The organism is Rothia dentocariosa ATCC 17931 (assembly GCF_000164695.2).
Taxonomy (GTDB): domain Bacteria; phylum Actinomycetota; class Actinomycetes; order Actinomycetales; family Micrococcaceae; genus Rothia; species Rothia dentocariosa.
In genome coordinates, this window is the sequence record NC_014643.1 from 1,315,860 (window position 1) to 1,331,181 (window position 15,322).

Annotated in this window: 10 protein-coding genes, 1 tRNA gene and 1 other RNA gene; 5 read left to right on the forward strand and 7 right to left on the reverse strand. The window is 56.8% G+C overall.

What is annotated here, in order from left to right; translation table 11 throughout:
• Positions 1–929: 929 nt before the first annotated feature.
• From HMPREF0733_RS05720 to ffs, 5 genes are all read right to left on the reverse strand, one after another.
• Positions 930–1,883 (reverse strand): hypothetical protein, encoded by a 954-nt coding sequence (locus HMPREF0733_RS05720; protein WP_013398437.1) that lies wholly within the window; start codon positions 1,881–1,883, stop codon positions 930–932.
• A gap of 9 nt (positions 1,884–1,892) precedes the next feature.
• On the reverse strand, positions 1,893–3,188 hold the full coding sequence (locus HMPREF0733_RS05725) for an aspartate kinase (RefSeq protein ID WP_013398438.1): 1,296 nt from the start codon (positions 3,186–3,188) through the stop codon (positions 1,893–1,895).
• 191 nt (positions 3,189–3,379) lie between these two features.
• Positions 3,380–4,519: a recombination mediator RecR gene (gene recR, locus HMPREF0733_RS11515; protein WP_013398439.1), complete on the reverse strand. Its 1,140-nt coding sequence runs from the start codon at positions 4,517–4,519 to the stop codon at positions 3,380–3,382.
• A gap of 42 nt (positions 4,520–4,561) precedes the next feature.
• A complete protein-coding gene (locus HMPREF0733_RS05735; RefSeq protein ID WP_013398440.1) occupies positions 4,562–7,435 on the reverse strand; it encodes a DNA polymerase III subunit gamma and tau in 2,874 nt (957 codons plus the stop codon).
• 563 nt (positions 7,436–7,998) lie between these two features.
• Positions 7,999–8,095, reverse strand: an RNA gene (gene ffs / locus HMPREF0733_RS10675) — signal recognition particle sRNA small type.
• 150 nt (positions 8,096–8,245) lie between these two features.
• Here ffs and HMPREF0733_RS05740 point away from each other — a divergent pair.
• A tRNA-Ser gene (locus HMPREF0733_RS05740) sits at positions 8,246–8,330 on the forward strand.
• 136 nt (positions 8,331–8,466) lie between these two features.
• Positions 8,467–8,775, forward strand: a complete 309-nt coding sequence (locus HMPREF0733_RS05745; protein ID WP_004006550.1) for a type II toxin-antitoxin system VapB family antitoxin — start codon at positions 8,467–8,469, stop codon at positions 8,773–8,775.
• A 122-nt stretch (positions 8,776–8,897) separates the two neighbouring features.
• Here the strand turns inward: HMPREF0733_RS05745 and HMPREF0733_RS05750 are convergent, their stop codons facing one another.
• Positions 8,898–9,584: a TetR/AcrR family transcriptional regulator gene (locus HMPREF0733_RS05750; RefSeq protein ID WP_013398441.1), complete on the reverse strand. Its 687-nt coding sequence runs from the start codon at positions 9,582–9,584 to the stop codon at positions 8,898–8,900.
• Between the two features lie 141 nt (positions 9,585–9,725).
• Positions 9,726–10,619: an alpha/beta hydrolase gene (locus HMPREF0733_RS05755; protein ID WP_013398442.1), complete on the reverse strand. Its 894-nt coding sequence runs from the start codon at positions 10,617–10,619 to the stop codon at positions 9,726–9,728.
• A 199-nt stretch (positions 10,620–10,818) separates the two neighbouring features.
• On the opposite strand from HMPREF0733_RS05755, the gene HMPREF0733_RS05760 reads away from it, so the two are divergent.
• From HMPREF0733_RS05760 to HMPREF0733_RS05770, 3 genes are all read left to right on the forward strand, one after another.
• Positions 10,819–11,544, forward strand: a complete 726-nt coding sequence (locus HMPREF0733_RS05760) for a queuosine precursor transporter (protein WP_013398444.1) — start codon at positions 10,819–10,821, stop codon at positions 11,542–11,544.
• A gap of 366 nt (positions 11,545–11,910) precedes the next feature.
• Positions 11,911–13,365 carry an amino acid permease gene (locus HMPREF0733_RS05765; protein WP_041321678.1) on the forward strand — a complete coding sequence of 485 codons (1,455 nt, stop codon included), beginning with the start codon at positions 11,911–11,913 and terminating at the stop codon, positions 13,363–13,365.
• 177 nt (positions 13,366–13,542) lie between these two features.
• On the forward strand, positions 13,543–15,087 hold the full coding sequence (locus HMPREF0733_RS05770) for an amino acid permease (RefSeq protein ID WP_013398446.1): 1,545 nt from the start codon (positions 13,543–13,545) through the stop codon (positions 15,085–15,087).
• Positions 15,088–15,322: the final 235 nt, after the last annotated feature.

The window sequence follows — 15,322 nt, forward strand, 5'->3', positions numbered from 1 at the left end:
GCGAATTTTGACCGCAGTATTCAGTGAAAGAGCGGCGGGTAAGGGAACGTGAAACTAGATGTACAGAAATATGAAGATACCCATGGTGAGCTATGCCTTACCAAGAAGAAAGTGTGGAATCAAAACTCCTTGTAGGAAAGCGTAATAATTCTTCTCAAAAATCGTTCTCTGTGAGCGAACATCGGAATTTTGAAGTCTCTAGCAGGTGATGTTTCAGAATTGCGGATTAAAGAATAATTTTGGAGATTATGCATATCAGGATGCGCGCCTCAGCTAGTTTTCAAGCGTCGTGTCAATGTTTAAAGTATGCTTGAGCAGTAAACTAATCTCAAAGTTGCTGATTTCACATAAACTATTTACATGTAAATTATAAAAACCAATCTCGCATGCTGTATAGTATATTTCCGTTGTAAACTTTTGCTCCATAAAAGTGACATCAACGATTCATTTTGCTCACATTTTGTTTAAAGTGATTATGTTCACAGAGAATATATGATTACAAATTCTCTAAGAACGTGTATGATGTCGCGCCAGTTTTCAAGCGGCGCCTCATCGCACTCCTGTCATCACCACTGGCAGAAAACAAAACGGGCAAACCCTGACTGCATCAACCGCGTAACCACCGTGGCTTGAAGAGGCATAGCGCGCGGCTATGTTAATTCACTCCGTTCCACCGAGCGGAATGAGCCATCATTTCCGGGGTGGGCGGTGATGCACCGCGCTGAGTCACCGCACAAGCCGTGCAGGACAATCACCACTAAGTAAATAACGATCGCTGAAAATATTCACCGAATACATACGGGCTTGAGGAGTGTGGCACTTCAGAAAAGCTCGAAGATGCTCCTCGGGATGAAAAAGACAGGCTATCGCGATAGATAAACTCAACCACAAGTATTTCTCCCTCGTTTTCCGGCGGGGGAGAAATTAGTTTAAGCCATGATGGCGCGATCGAGAGCGCCCTCAATCTGACTCAAGACGCGACGGCGCAGCGTTACCGAACGCTCCGAAAGCTCGCGTTGATACCGCACATACTCGGCTTTACCCTCGGGGGTCTCTACCTTAATAGGCTCATAGCCCCAATCGAGAAGGTCGTACGGTGCGGCGCGCATATCGAGTTCGCGCGCATCCCAAGCAAGCTCAAAACAGTCCATCACGAGCGCCGAATCAATGAGTGGAATCAGCTTATATGCCCACTTATAGACGTCCATATTGGCGTGCAGGCAGGCAGGTTGCTCCATGGTGCGCTGCGCTTCACGGGTGGGCTGTAGCTCGTTCATGGGCGCCGCCTGAGGCATGAAAAAACGGAATGCATCGAAATGCGAGCAGCGGATGCGGTGCGACTCAACCACCCGGTCAGTACCCTCAGCACCCAAACGCAAATCCAGGTAGTCGTGACGAATATTGTTCTGAACTGATTTATACGCCATAGCCCATTCGTGCATACCAAAGCATCCAAAAAACGCTTTTTTATCGGCTGTATTTGACAGAATTTCGCGGGTGAACGTGAGGGCGGTGCCGCGTTTGTCTACGAATTGGGATACGTCCACAAGAACTGCGTCGCCGCGTTCGGCATGGGCGTGCGCATCCTCGGGGGAGAGCCCAGCTGAAAGGAGCTCGTCTTCGGTTGCCGCACGGTAGAATTTCCAGCTGGTGCGTTCGGCGGCATCCAGCAGAATGACACCAGCTCCCGGATGCCAGCGCTTGAACTGACCGGGCTTGAGCGTGTAGTACGTAAACAGAAAATCCTCAACCGGATGCGCCTGTCCCCGCTCGCGTCGCCGCACAAACGGGTCAGCAAAACGACCCGCCCGGCGCTCATGCTCCTTCGCATAAGCACGCCAGAGCGAGCCGTCAAGTACTGTCACAGAGTGACTTATCTGCATTCTCCGAAGCTAGCGGCCTGTTCCGCCGTATACGGTGGCCTCGCCTTCGGCGTCGAGCTCGAAGGCGGTGTGTACCGCGCGGACCGCTTCATCAAGTTTTGAAAGCTCGGTGATAACCGAGATACGAATCTCGGATGTCGAAATCATCTCGACGTTCACGCCCGCATTGCTCAGCGCCTCAAAGAAGGTAAACGAAACACCCGGGTTGGTCTTCATGCCCGCACCCACAAGCGAAAGCTTACCCACCGCCTCGTTGTAAATAACCTCTTCAAAACCGATCTCGGACTGGGTCTTCTCAAGTACCTGCAGCGCCTGCGGACCCTGCGCCTGGTTGAGCGTAAAGGAAATATCGGTCACGTTCGGGCGGTCGGTCGAGACGTTCTGCACGATCATATCGATATTAACCTTGGCCTCATTGAGCAGACCAAAAACCTTAGCGGCAGAACCGGGGATATCGGGCACGCCCACCACGGTAATTTTTGCCTGTCCACGGTCGTGTGCAACGCCAGAAATCAGGGGCTGTTCCAAGGGAATCTCCTTCACATGGGTGGGGGTTAGTTCCGCGGAATTTTCCGGGATAACAAGAGTGCCTTCAAGATTCGAGAATGACGAACGCACATGCAGTTTCAGATTGAAACGGCGGGCGTACTCCACGCTGCGCAGATGCAGAATCTTTGCGCCATTCGCCGCCATCTCAAGCATTTCTTCACTCGTGACAGTATTGAGCTTATGCGCGGTTGATACGATGCGCGGGTCGGCCGTGAACACGCCGTCCACATCCGAATAAATCTCGCACACATCCGCATGAAGCGCCGCCGCAAGAGCGACCGCCGTAGTATCTGAACCGCCGCGACCGAGGGTCGTAATGTCACCGCTCTGGCGGTTAACACCCTGGAAACCCGCCACAATCGCAATATTTCCGGCCTCAACAGAGCGGCGAATACGGTCTGGATTGACCTCCACAAGCCGCGCCGCGCCATGCACGCCGTCGGTAATCATGCCCGCCTGGGAACCCGTGAAAGACTGCGCCTTCGCGCCTAGATCGTTGACCGCCATCGACAGAATAGCCGTCGAGATGCGCTCGCCCGCAGTCAGGAGCATATCGAGCTCGCGCGAGGGGGTAACGGTAGCGGTTACTTCAGCGGCAAGGTCGAGTAGTTCATCGGTGGTGTCGCCCATCGCGGAGACAACCACGACCACATCATTGCCCGCTTTTTGGGTGTCCACGATGCGCTGGGCGACGCGTTTGATACCCTCGGCATCCGCGACGGAAGAACCGCCGAACTTTTGGACGATCAGGCTCATTGAATTCTCCAGGTCAGTATTGAGTATGCCACCGGCTAGTTTACCGGCTCTTTACATAGTAGGCGGGTGCGGCGCGCGGTGGGAATTGTGCACGTATGTGTATTAGAACGTGAAATATGAAGAACTGTTACGGATGGGGATCTATGGAACTAGACGGTGCACATCCCACTTCTGCGAAAAGCCAAAGCTTGTTAGCTCCACGGGTTAACGTATTTGGCACCGGGCAGAGGCGGAACCTCCGGGGTGGGAGTGCGTAAAGGCTCCTCCTGGATTTTGCGGATGCGCGCCTCATAATCCTCCGACCGGTGCGCGTGGATGCGGTAGGCATCAGCGCGCGTAATATCCACCGGAATCTGCTCAGCCTGAGCCGCCGATTTATGGGACTCGGGCTGGGCTTCTTTCGGGGAATCTGGCGAGTCTTTAGAACCTGGGGCGTCTGCATGGGCAGAATCATCGAGTGCCTGCTCGATAAGCGCCTCATCAACGGTAGTCTGCGTGCCAGGTGAGGGGGAACTATCCGCACGAGAATTATCGTTCTCCGCGTCGTGCGGATTATCAGAGGGAGAGTCCTCGGGCTCACCCTGGGAGGAATCATCAAGGTCGTCGAACATGCTCCCGCTCCAGCGTTTACGCGGCGCCTTTGGCTTAGCATCAGCGCGCTCACGTTCCGTCTGCTCTTCGTCAACCACCTGCTCAAAATCTTCGGCGGCATTCCCCTGAGCGATACCCGCGCCTTCGCTGATCACGCGGCGCCCCTCAAGCGCGCGCCCGAGCGTAATTTCGTCTGCATATTCCAGGTCGCCGCCGACGGGCAGACCGGATGCCAGCCGTGAGAGGCGAATGCCCAGCGGAACCAGCATTCGCGAAAGATAAGTTGCGGTCGCTTCACCCTCAAGGTTAGGATCCATCGCCAGAATAATCTCTTGAATACGCTCATCTGCCAGGCGCGAGACCAGCTCACGAATGCGCAGCTGCTCGGGGCCAAGCCCCGCCAGCGGGTTAATAGCCCCGCCCAGCACATGGTAACGCCCGGTGAAGGAACGGGTGCGCTCAATCGCCACCACATCCTTGGACTCCTCAACCACGCAAATCAGGCCTGGGTCACGCCGATCATCACGGCAGATAACGCACTGCTTCGTCTCCGAAACGTTGCCGCATATTTCGCAAAAGCTCACACTCGATTTGACCTTCGAAATCGCGTTGGTCAGGCGTGCCATGTCTGAGGCGTCAGAGTTGAGAATATAGAAGGCGATGCGCTGCGCCGACTTGGGGCCCACCCCCGGCAGGCGACCAAGTTCATCGATGAGATTTTGGACTGCGCCCTCGTACATGCTTCTCCTCGTCTGTGTGTGCTGTGAGCGCGTTGTGCCGCGCTAAATCTGATGGAGTGGCCGTTCGTCGATCACCTTGCCGCCAATAACCTTTTCGATGGCGCGCAAACCGATATGAACGCTATTCTCAATTCTCTCGTCGTCATCAGAAACGACGTCTTCTTCATCGCTCTGCTCCTGCTGCCCGCGTTGTCCGCGTGCCGGGGCAGTCTCCTGCTCGGGTTCGGCGGGCGGTTCTTCGGGTTTTGTTGCCGCTGAATCCGGTCGCTGAGCCAGGGGTGGTAAAGGTGAGACCGGGGCGGATGCGGCAGCCTCCCGAGCCGAATTATTCCCCGCAGCTAGCGGTGCGGATGCGCTCGGCGCCGGAATATTGCTGAACTCGGCGTTCTCGGCGGTATCTACAGACTCAAGGGAAACTGAGGGGGAAGAGCCTTCACCCTGCGTCTGACCCGGATCCGGCGCGGAATCGTCCGCCGGTTCATCATGGCTACCGGCATCCTGGGGATCTGTATTACCGTTATCCCCGCCCTGCTCGTGCGAGCTCGGAGAACCCTGCTGCGGAATCCCGCTGCCCGAGGCCGCGAAGGAATCGCGCTCGCCAAAACCGCCCTTGGGAACCCGCGTATTCCCGCTATCTTCGGGTATTTCAGGGGGTACAGGCTCTGTTTCGGGAGGCAAGTTCGCTTGCGCCTCCGATGATGTGCTGGGGCGAGACGGGGAATCTTGAGGCGCTGTATCTTGCGGGGAAGAACCGGGCTGTGATGCTGCGGCGGGCTGGCCCTCAGCCGCATCATCCGGATAGGAATCCTCGGAATCTTGCGGGATAGGCGCGACCTCCCAGGCCGTAATGGGCGCATCCACGTTGGTTGTACCCTGTGATGCCGCCTCTTGCCCGGACGAGACGGGCTGCCCGTGACGGTTCCACGCATCCACGCCGCCACGCGGGCCGTCAGCAATCGGCGCGGGATCAGAAGACTTCTGGTTCGCGGCGGGTGCCTGGGCAGGGCGCGCATCTGGCTGGGTTTGGGGACGCGCAACCTCGGCACGCACACGCACCTGCTTGCGGAGAAAATCGCTTACGCGCGCGCTCAACTCCGGCACAAAAGAAGCAACCGCCTTGAGCGTAGGCATATCTGCCCGCACATACAGTTCGCCGCTAATCAGACGCACGGGCTCAACCTGCAACAGTTTTTCGGATGCGCCCGGCGCACTCACCCGCGCGATCACGGCACGCCAGTTGGCACGCACCGAGGCAAGCGGGTCTTCTGCATCCGCGACTGTAACGCGCTTGACGGGAGTTTCCTGCGCGGCCGATGGTTCTGAGGGAACCGAACGGGACGGTTTGGGCTCCGAAGGGGCACCATCGGACGAACCTGTACCTTCTGCGGCAGAGGCCAATGGCGCGGAATTCTGAGGCGCGGAACCCTGAGACTTCTGAGTCTGGGGCGTCTCTTTTTGCTCGCCTTCAGTTTCAGACTTAGGCACCTGCTGATTCGTGTTCTGCCCTAAAACGGGGCCGCGATGCTGTGCCGATGCGTTCGTAGCCTCGGCACCAGCCGCCTTCTTTGACGCTCCGCCGCCTGCCGCCAACGGGGGAGCGGCATGCTGCGCGGGAGGTTGACGTTCGGCGGAACCGCCAGCGCTGGGCGATACGCTATTCTGCACGGCGGAAGGCACCCCCTGCCCCGCTGCGGGATTCCCCAAGCGTCCCCCACGTTGAGGCGCACCCGCACCACCGGCGGCAAGACGACGTTCGAGCGCATCCAGCCGCGAGGTCAAGGCTGTAAGATCGCCGCCAGCACCGCCCGGGCTATCCGCAGGAACCAGCAGCCGCGCGCATAGCAGTTCAAGCTGCAGCTGCGGGTTGGTGGCACCGGTCATAGAATTAAGCACTTCGTTAACGGTGCTCGCCGCGCCGGTCAGCTGGGCCGTGGTGAAGGTTTGCGCCTGCGTTTTGAGGCGTTCTATCTGGTCGGCGGGAACGCCTTGCAGAATCTGCGCGGCATTCTGTGGTACCGCCTGCACCACAATCAAATCGCGCAGGCGTTCGAGCAGGTCTTCGACGAAACGGCGGGGGTCTTGCCCGGTCGCCACCACCCGCGAGACCGCCTCGAAGAGGGAAGGCGCATCCTGGGCGGAAAACGCATCAATCACGTTGTCGAGAAGCTGGGCGTGCGTATATCCAAGCAGGGCGACCGCGCGGTCGTAGCTAATGCCGGATTCGGTGTTGGCACCGGCGATAAGCTGGTCAAGAATGGAGAGCGAGTCGCGCACGGAGCCGCCGCCAGCACGGATGACGAGTTGAAGCACACCGGATTCGACGGGTACGTTCTCTTCGCCGCAGAGCTTTTCGAGGTAGGGCAGAAGAACTTCGGGCGGTACCAGCCGGAACGGGTAGTGGTGGGTGCGTGAGCGGATGGTTCCGAGAACCTTATTTGGCTCTGTGGTGGCGAAGATGAATTTGATATGCTCGGGCGGTTCTTCCACGATTTTGAGCAGGGCGTTGAACCCTTCGCGGGTGACCATATGCGCTTCGTCGATGATGAAGATTTTGTAGCGGTCGCGCACGGGTGCGAGGGTTGCACGTTCACGCAGGTCGCGGGCATGGTCTACGCCGCCGTGGGATGCCGCATCCATTTCGATGACGTCGAGGGAGCCGCCGCCGTCGCGGGAGAGTTCGCGGCAGGAGTCGCATACGCCGCAGGGGGTGGGGGTTGGTCCTTGGGCACAGTTGAGGCAGCGCGCCAGGATTCGTGCGGAGGTGGTTTTGCCGCATCCGCGCGGACCTGAGAAGAGGTAGGCGTGATTGACGCGGTTGTTGGTGAGTGCGGTAATGAGCGGTTCGGTGACGTGTTCTTGCCCGATGACTTCGGCGAAGGTCTCGGGGCGGTAACGGCGGTAGAGTGCTGTGCTCACGGGTGACCTTCTGGTTGACGACGCGGGGTTCTACACTATTTTAGTTCACGGATGCGCGCTTGGGGTTTGGTTTCGTTACTGGCGTGGGATGGTTTATGCCTAAATTCTCGCCTGTGAGAAATGGCAGGCAGGTTATCTCAGATAAGTCTCTTGAAGAAAACGCTCCCGAAGTCTAGAAGAACCTAGAATCCACCTTCGACGCTGAAACGGAAAACATCATTTTGCCAAAAAACACTAGAAACCCAGAGACACTTGCCCCTCCCGCCCCAAGGGAAACGAGATGCAGGTGCATCATGGCTACAGGATTTCTAAGCGCCTAGGGATGTCAGCAAGCGAGGAACGAGCGTAGCTGACAGGGTCCCTGTAAAGCTGGGAAATCCTGTCAGCCTGATGCACTGTGTAATGCATCCGAAGTTTAACGATAAAACCTCTTACGCAACCGCTGAAGCCTCAGATTCCGAGCGCGCGAGGAAATAAATCTGAGGTTGAAGCCGCGAAGCGTGAGCGGCGCGGGCGCGTGAGCGCACTATGACGGTGTGTTTCTGCTGCGAATGTTTTTGGATATAAAAAACCTCTTACGCACCCGTCATAGCTCGAATACCCTTGCTACCTTCCGGTCCTGGGGGAGTTTTCCAAGATAACGCCACGTAAGAGGCACGTACCAGTCTACCTGATTTTGTGGTGGTTGTGAACTTGGTGCCGGGGCCTTGGGGTACCTAGTGGCATTGGGCACTTTCGTTGGGGCAGAATTGCCTTAGTGTTGGGTTCCCTGTATAGTTTTATCCGTTCGCCCTTTTTGGGTGTTTTGTTGGAGGATTCGCCTAGCGGCCTATGGCGCACGCCTGGAACGCGTGTTGGGTTCACGCCCTCGGGGGTTCAAATCCCCCATCCTCCGCTCTTTCCCCGGCTTCGAGTTTTCGAGGTCGGGGATTTTTGTTTTTGGTGTGCTGACCGGGTTTTATTGTGGCTTTGTGCCGTGTGTTGTGGGCGTGGCTTTTCGGCCTGGGGGACCGGCATTTTAGAATGTAGATATGATTTTCAAGAAGGTTGGTTCTTCGCGCCCGTATCCTGAGCATCATTTGTCGCATGCTGATTGGGGTAATGTGCCTCCGCAGCAGGTGCGTCTTGATGCGCTGATTACGACGCAGAAGACGCTTGACCTTGAGACGCTGCTTGCGGAGGATTCCACGTTTTATGGGGATTTGTTTCCGCATGTGGTGAAGTGGCGTGATGATTTGTACCTGGAGGATGGGGTGCATCGGGCGTTGCGTAATGCTTTGCATCGGCGTGCGGTGATGTATGCGCGGGTGCTTGATTTGGATCAGGTTCCGGGTTTTTAGCCGGATGCGCACTCGCTCCTCGTAGCCAGCTTGTGGAGATGAAGAAAGCCCCTGACGTAGCAGTCGGGGGCTTTCGCGTTTAATACTGGTTCGTTTTCTGCCGGACGGGGGGGCGAGTGTCTTTAGGATGCGACGGTTAGGTTGGTCGTTTTCTCGCTTTTGTTTGCTTGAGTTTCTTCGATTTTGAGGGGGTTCCCGTCTGCATCAAACCGGGCGCCCAGCCCCATCTGGATGAACCTGATGGTACTTTGAATCTGGCGTTCGCGGGTTTGTACGTCGGGGGCGTCTTCGGTGCGTCCGGCGCTTGAGGAGAGCGAACCGTGCACGAGCATTGCAAGTTCGCGAATGTCGTTTTCGGGTATGTATTTTTCGGTGATGGCGTCGGAGAGGATGTTTGCCAAAACCATTTGCAGTTCGCTTACGTGTTTGCCGAGGCGCGCGTATGATTCGGGTGAGAGCATGGAGCGCATGGCGGGCCCGGGGGGAAGGTGCCTGCGGGCGAGGTCTTCGATCTGCAAGCGAATATAGACGGCGAGCTGATCGATGGGGTTGGTGACTCCGGCGATCCCTTCATCAAGTTCGTGCAGGAACCGTTCGGTTTCGTCAAGGGCGTAGGCAACCAGGAGTTCGCCCATGTCAGCGAAGTAATTGTAGACTGCTGTGCGACCAATACCGGCGTTTTTGGCGACGTCGGTCATGGTGAGTCCGGGGAGTCCTCGGGAGTAGAGGAGCTTCCCGAAAGATTCGAGGATGGCACGTTTGGTGTTTTCGCGCTGAGCGGCGTTTGTTGCGGCAGAAATACGAGGCATAGTGACACTTTACCGCAGAACGTCAATAAATTGCGACTGTGGCACAAAAAATTACCGAAAAACTTGAGATATTTCTCAACGAGCGCATCACGCCCTGACTAGGAGTAAAAATGCTGTGCCCGAAAATTTAGGAGCCCCGGCTTAGAGGTAGCCCAGTCGTGTGGCGGCACGCAAATCGTCCCGAATCAAAGAGGTCAGCGGATACCCACGATGTCCCTGCTTTGGCAAAATATGCAGCATAGTGCGTGCCTGCCGTCCCCGGTAAAATTCTTCACCCTCATGAGCTGCACGCTGCGCTGACCAGATCTGGCCCGCAGAAGCCGGTGCTTTGCCGTCGCGGTCTCCCACATGCCAGCTGAGCAGCATCCCGTTTAGGGAGCGGCTGGGCCCACGGAAACGCTGCGGAATACCGTCGGAACCGCCTCCGCCGATCATGGAAGCGCCCCCGCCCAGCAGCCAGTCGTTGGAATGCGACAGCAGTTCGTAGGTAATAAATTCCGCTCCGCCCGAATACCCGGCAAGCCAGATGCGCGTGCGATCGTATCCGTAGCGTTCGGCGAGGTCGGCGGCAAGGGCACGAAAAACACGGCCGTTCCTGCGGGCGCGCACCCACCAGGTGGTTGTGGGGTCATTGAAAACGGGTGCTTCGAGGGTCCCTGGTGCCAGCACGGGCACGCACAGCATACGGTGTTCGCGGGCAATATCGGCGAGGTCGCGGCGCAAACTGGAGGCGCGGCTGAGCAGCCTGCTGTTGGAACGAAGCAGGTAATCGCCGTCGAAGAAGAAAAGAATTCCGGGCGGTTCGGCCTGGGATGCTTCAAGATAGTGTGCGTTATCGACCCGATAGTGCAGGGTTCGTCCGTAGGCACGATAGGGGAGGTACCCGATGAGTTCGCTGGAGGAAACGAGCAGGGGTTCCAGAACTGAACCGGCGCGGCGGGCACCGCGCATCGCCGCCGAAATGCTTCGGGGCAAACGCGGGATGTGCGCGGTTGTGCGGCGCACGGATGAGCGAGCAGGTTCTTGGTGACCCATATTTCTAGTTTAAGAGGCGGCAGCCTGCACCGTAAAAAGGCTCGTGATGCGAATAAAGCGGCGAAACTACGCTTTATCACCTCAAGAGCCTTTTTAGGTTCTCACTCAAACGGAGTTACTGGGTAAGATAGTGAGTGCTCGGGTGGCAGACGAGCATAATCTCAAAACAACATTCACATCAAACCTTTCAGGGAGAACTATGTCTACACCCGCTAAGGCACCGCAGGATATTACGACCCCGCCGTGGGCGAAGCGCCGCAGCTATTTTGATCTGCTGCTGGGCGCATCCTGCGTGATTCTGATTATTTCGAATATTGCGGCTACGAAAGGTATCGAATTCGGGCCGCTCCCATTTGAGCTTCCGCCGTTCACGAACGGCAACTTTATTCCCAGTGATGGTGGTTTCTTCTTGTACCCGCTGGCCTATGTACTCGGCGATGTGCTCTCTGAGGTGTACGGGTTTAAGCGCGCTCGCCGGGCTATTATCGCCTCGTTTGTGGCGGCGGCGTTCGCTGCCGGATGCTTCCTGCTGACTGTTGCCCTGCCGCCCGCCAGCTACTATGAGAATCAAGAGGCGTTCGCCATTATTCTCGGTCCCGTATGGCAGATTTTTGCCGGGTCGCTGCTGGGGTATTTGACAGGTCAGCTTCTGAACGCATGGGTGATGGTTGCCATGAAGAAGGCCACCTCCGGGCGGTTTATGTGGGCGCGTATGATCGCTTCAACCCTCGTGGGCGAGCTGGCGGATACCATTATTTTCTGCGCGATTGCTTCGCCTATTCTGGGGATTACCAGCTTGGATCAATTCATCAGCTACACCCTGGTCGGGTATGTGTATAAGTGCCTGGTTGAGATTGTGCTCATGCCTATCAGTTACCCAGTGATTGGCTGGTTCAAACGGCACGAGATCGAGTACGACGGTTAGGCTGATGCCGCACACCGCCGTGAAAAATTGATGATGTGGCGAGAAGCGGATGGGTTGTCCGCTTCTCGCCATTAATATTTGTGGCGCTGTATCCTTGTGCGGTGGTTGGCGCATCTTATGCACAAATTTGCATTACATCGTGGAACACCCAAAAATAACCAAACTCTGAGAATCATAGGGAAAATCTGTTTCGCCACGCACAAACCCATGCAAAAAGTTGCATAGATGATGCTCGACGCGGGATAGTTATTCGATACGCCTTTGCCACATTTGCTGCAGACCGGGTACCGAGCCGCGCTCGGTTTCGACGCGACATACGAGGGCAGGCGCCCAACCGATGAACGAAAAAATGGAAAGCACCACCTGATGAGTAAAGCACAGGACGCCTCAGCACCTAAGACGGCACCGGCAGAAAACGGCGAACTGAAACGTTCCCTCTCGCACGGTCAAATGACTATGATTGCGATGGGTCTCGCCCTGGGGACCGGCCTCTTTCTGGGCTCTGGTTCCGCCATCAAAATTGCGGGACCCGGTGCTATCATCGCCTACGCTGTTGGGTCCATGATCGCCGCTATTATCGCGGCATGCGCGGGCGAAATGGCGGTTCGCCACCCCGTTCCCGGCGGGTTCGGCACTATCGCAACCAGATACCTCAGCCCCTACGCCGGGTATATTGGCCGTTGGGCGTATTGGGCAACTACCGTGCCGCTGACCGGCGCCGAACTCGTGGCGGTTGGCAAATATTTCTCGTATTGGTTCCCCGCAATTCCGCTGTGGGTGACGGTGGCAGCCTCCGGCATCCTGATTCTCATCCTGAACCTGGTGAGCGTTAAATCCTTCGGCGCCCTCGAATTTTTCCTCTCTTCCATTAAAGTAATTGCGGTTATCGTCTTTATTGTGCTGGGGCTGCTTCTTGTGTTCGTTGGCCTGCCCGGACACACTGCGGCGGGCACCGCAAACCTCGTGAACGACGGTGGGCTGCTTCCTAACGGACTCGGCGCCGTCTGGGTTTCGATGGCAATTGTGATGTTCTCTTTCGGCGGTGTTGAGATGCTTTCCATCTCCGCCGCAGAGGCGCAGAACCCGGCGCGTTCGGTGCGTACCAGTGTCAAGGCCATGATCTGGCGGCTCTCCAGTTTCTACGTGCTCTCGATGTTGATTATTCTGTGCCTGATGCCCTGGCAGCAGGCGGCGCAGACCGGCAAAGACCTCAGCCAATCGCCCTTCGTGATGGTGTTCTCTGAACTGGGCATTCCTTATGCGGCAGATATTACCAACTTCGTGATTCTGATCGCCGCGCTTTCGGGCGCGAACGCCTCGCTGTATGCGGCAACCCGCCTGCTCCACGCGCTTGCGGGCGATAAAATGGCACCCACGTTTGCGGGCACCACGAACCATAACGGCGTGCCCGTCACCGCGCTTATGCTCTCTTTCCTGGGTGTGGTGATCGCATCCGTTATGGCGGTGGCAGAAATCAGCAATATTTTCGAGCTGCTGATGGCCCTGGTCACCCTATGCGTCCTGGTGGTGTGGATTATGATTCTGCTGACCTATCAGGCATACAAGAAGCACCAGGGGAACTCCTCAGGATTCACTGTCTGGGGTGGGCGCATTACGGCGGGCGTGGGGCTTGCCGGGGTGCTTGCCACACTGGTCGCTCTTTTCATGCTTCCCGATTCGAGCGCCGTAGTATCCGTGCAGGTGGGCGTGGTGTTCTTCGCCATTATCTCCGTTTTCTACGTGGTGTTGGCGAAAAAACGCGGCGGTTTCCCGCGTGCCGATCTTGACGCGCTTGCCGAACAACAGAAGGAAGACGCATAGCCTGTTGCTATACCACGAGCAGATAGTATTTTGACGAGAAGATAGCGCTATCTTCTCGTCAAAATACTATCTGCTCGCGGTTAATACGGGCGATGTACTACCCTAGAAACACACTCATTCTTTGACATTTTCACAACATCACAGTCCAGGCACTCAGAACCCGAAGAAGGCTTAAACATGACCGACGGCCACACCCCTCAACCTGCTAAGAGGCATAGAAGCGGCGCTGCGCATCCAGCTGGCGGAGCACCACGCAATAAATCCGCCCGCGCCGAACTCAAGCGTTCCCTCTCGCACGGACAGATGACCATGATCGTTATGGGCTCGGCGCTTGGCACCGGCCTATTCCTGGGGTCCGGGCGGGCAATCGCTATGGCCGGACCAGCCGTTATTCTTGCGTATGCTATCGGCTCGGCGCTCGCCTCCGTCATAGGCGCGGCCACTGGCGAGATGGCGGTGCGTTATCCGGTGCGAGGCGGTTTCGGCGCTATCGCCACCAGGTACCTTGGTCCCTATGCCGGGTTTCTCACACGCTTAGCCTATTGGACCGCAACCGTGGTCATCACCGGCGTGGAACTGGTCTCTGTGGCTACCTACCTGAATTACTGGTGGCCGCAGCTGCCTCTGTGGGCGGGCATCGCAGTATTCGGTGTCGCAATTATTATCCTGAATATCACGAGCGTGAAATCCTTTGGGGCGCTCGAATTTTTCCTGTCGTCCATCAAAGTTATTTCGGTGATCGCCTTTATTCTGGTGGGTCTGTGCCTGGTATTCTTCGGACTGCCCTCACATGCGGCGGTCGGCACTGCTAATCTTGTCAATGATGGCGGGTTCATGCCTCACGGGTTCGGCTCGGTCTGGCTTTCACTGGCGGTCGTGATGTTCTCATTCGGCGGTATTGAGATGATCTCTATCTCCGCCGCAGAAGCCAAGGATCCTGCCCGATCTGTGCGTTCCAGTGCGAAGGCTATGATGATTCGTTTGGCAACGTTCTATGTGCTGGCGCTGTTTATTGTGGTGTCGATTATTCCGTGGCGTTCGGCGGGCGAGCTGGGCGAGAAGGTCGAAACCTCCCCGTTCGTTCTGGTTTTCGATCAGTTGGGCATTACGGGCGCGGCGCATTTCGTGAACTTTGTGGTGCTCATTGCGGCACTGTCCTCGGCAAATGCTAACCTGTATGCCGGTGCCCGCCTGATGCACTCGCTGGCGACCGACCGTATGGCGCCTCGCGCATTGGCAGCGGTGAACGCCTCCGGGGTGCCTTCGCGTGCCGTATGGGTTTCCACCAGCGGCGTTGTTATCGCTATTCTGCTGGCGCTGTTCAGCCCGCAAGAAGCATTCCTCTCCATGATCTTCCTGATTATGGTGTGTGCGCTCACCGTGTGGGTGCTGATTCTGCTCGCGTACATTGTGTACCGGCGGGTTGAGGGCAAAAGCTCGGCATTCCGTCTGTGGGGCGGGCGCGTTACGGCGGGCGTGGGCATCATGGTGCTTTTCGCCGTGTGGGTTGCCCTGTTTATGGTGCGCGGTTCGCTCATTCCCGCGATTGTGGGCGTGGGGTACTTCCTGGTTCTGACGATTGTGTACTTTGCGCGTGTGAAACACACACTCACGGTTGATGAGGATGCGTTTGCCGAAGCACAGCAGGCTTCCGCCGAGCACGCCACAGCCTTAGAGGAGGAAGAGGAAGCGTTGAAGACCGCCTCCAAATTCGGCCGCTAGAGCGCTTTGCTGATGCGGCGCATGCTGGGTTTCGTCGCTGAAGTGCGGGGTGATGGGTGCTCTGCCGCAGCCATCACCATAATAATTTGCAGGGGAAACCTCAAGTAATGATGATTTTATCTATCATGTAGTACTTGAAGGTTTTGTGGGTATTCCCGAAAGGCCGCGAAATTCACAAAAAGTTTTTCTGTAACAAACCCGCAATAATGCATCATAGGCTTACAAGAGGGTCTAT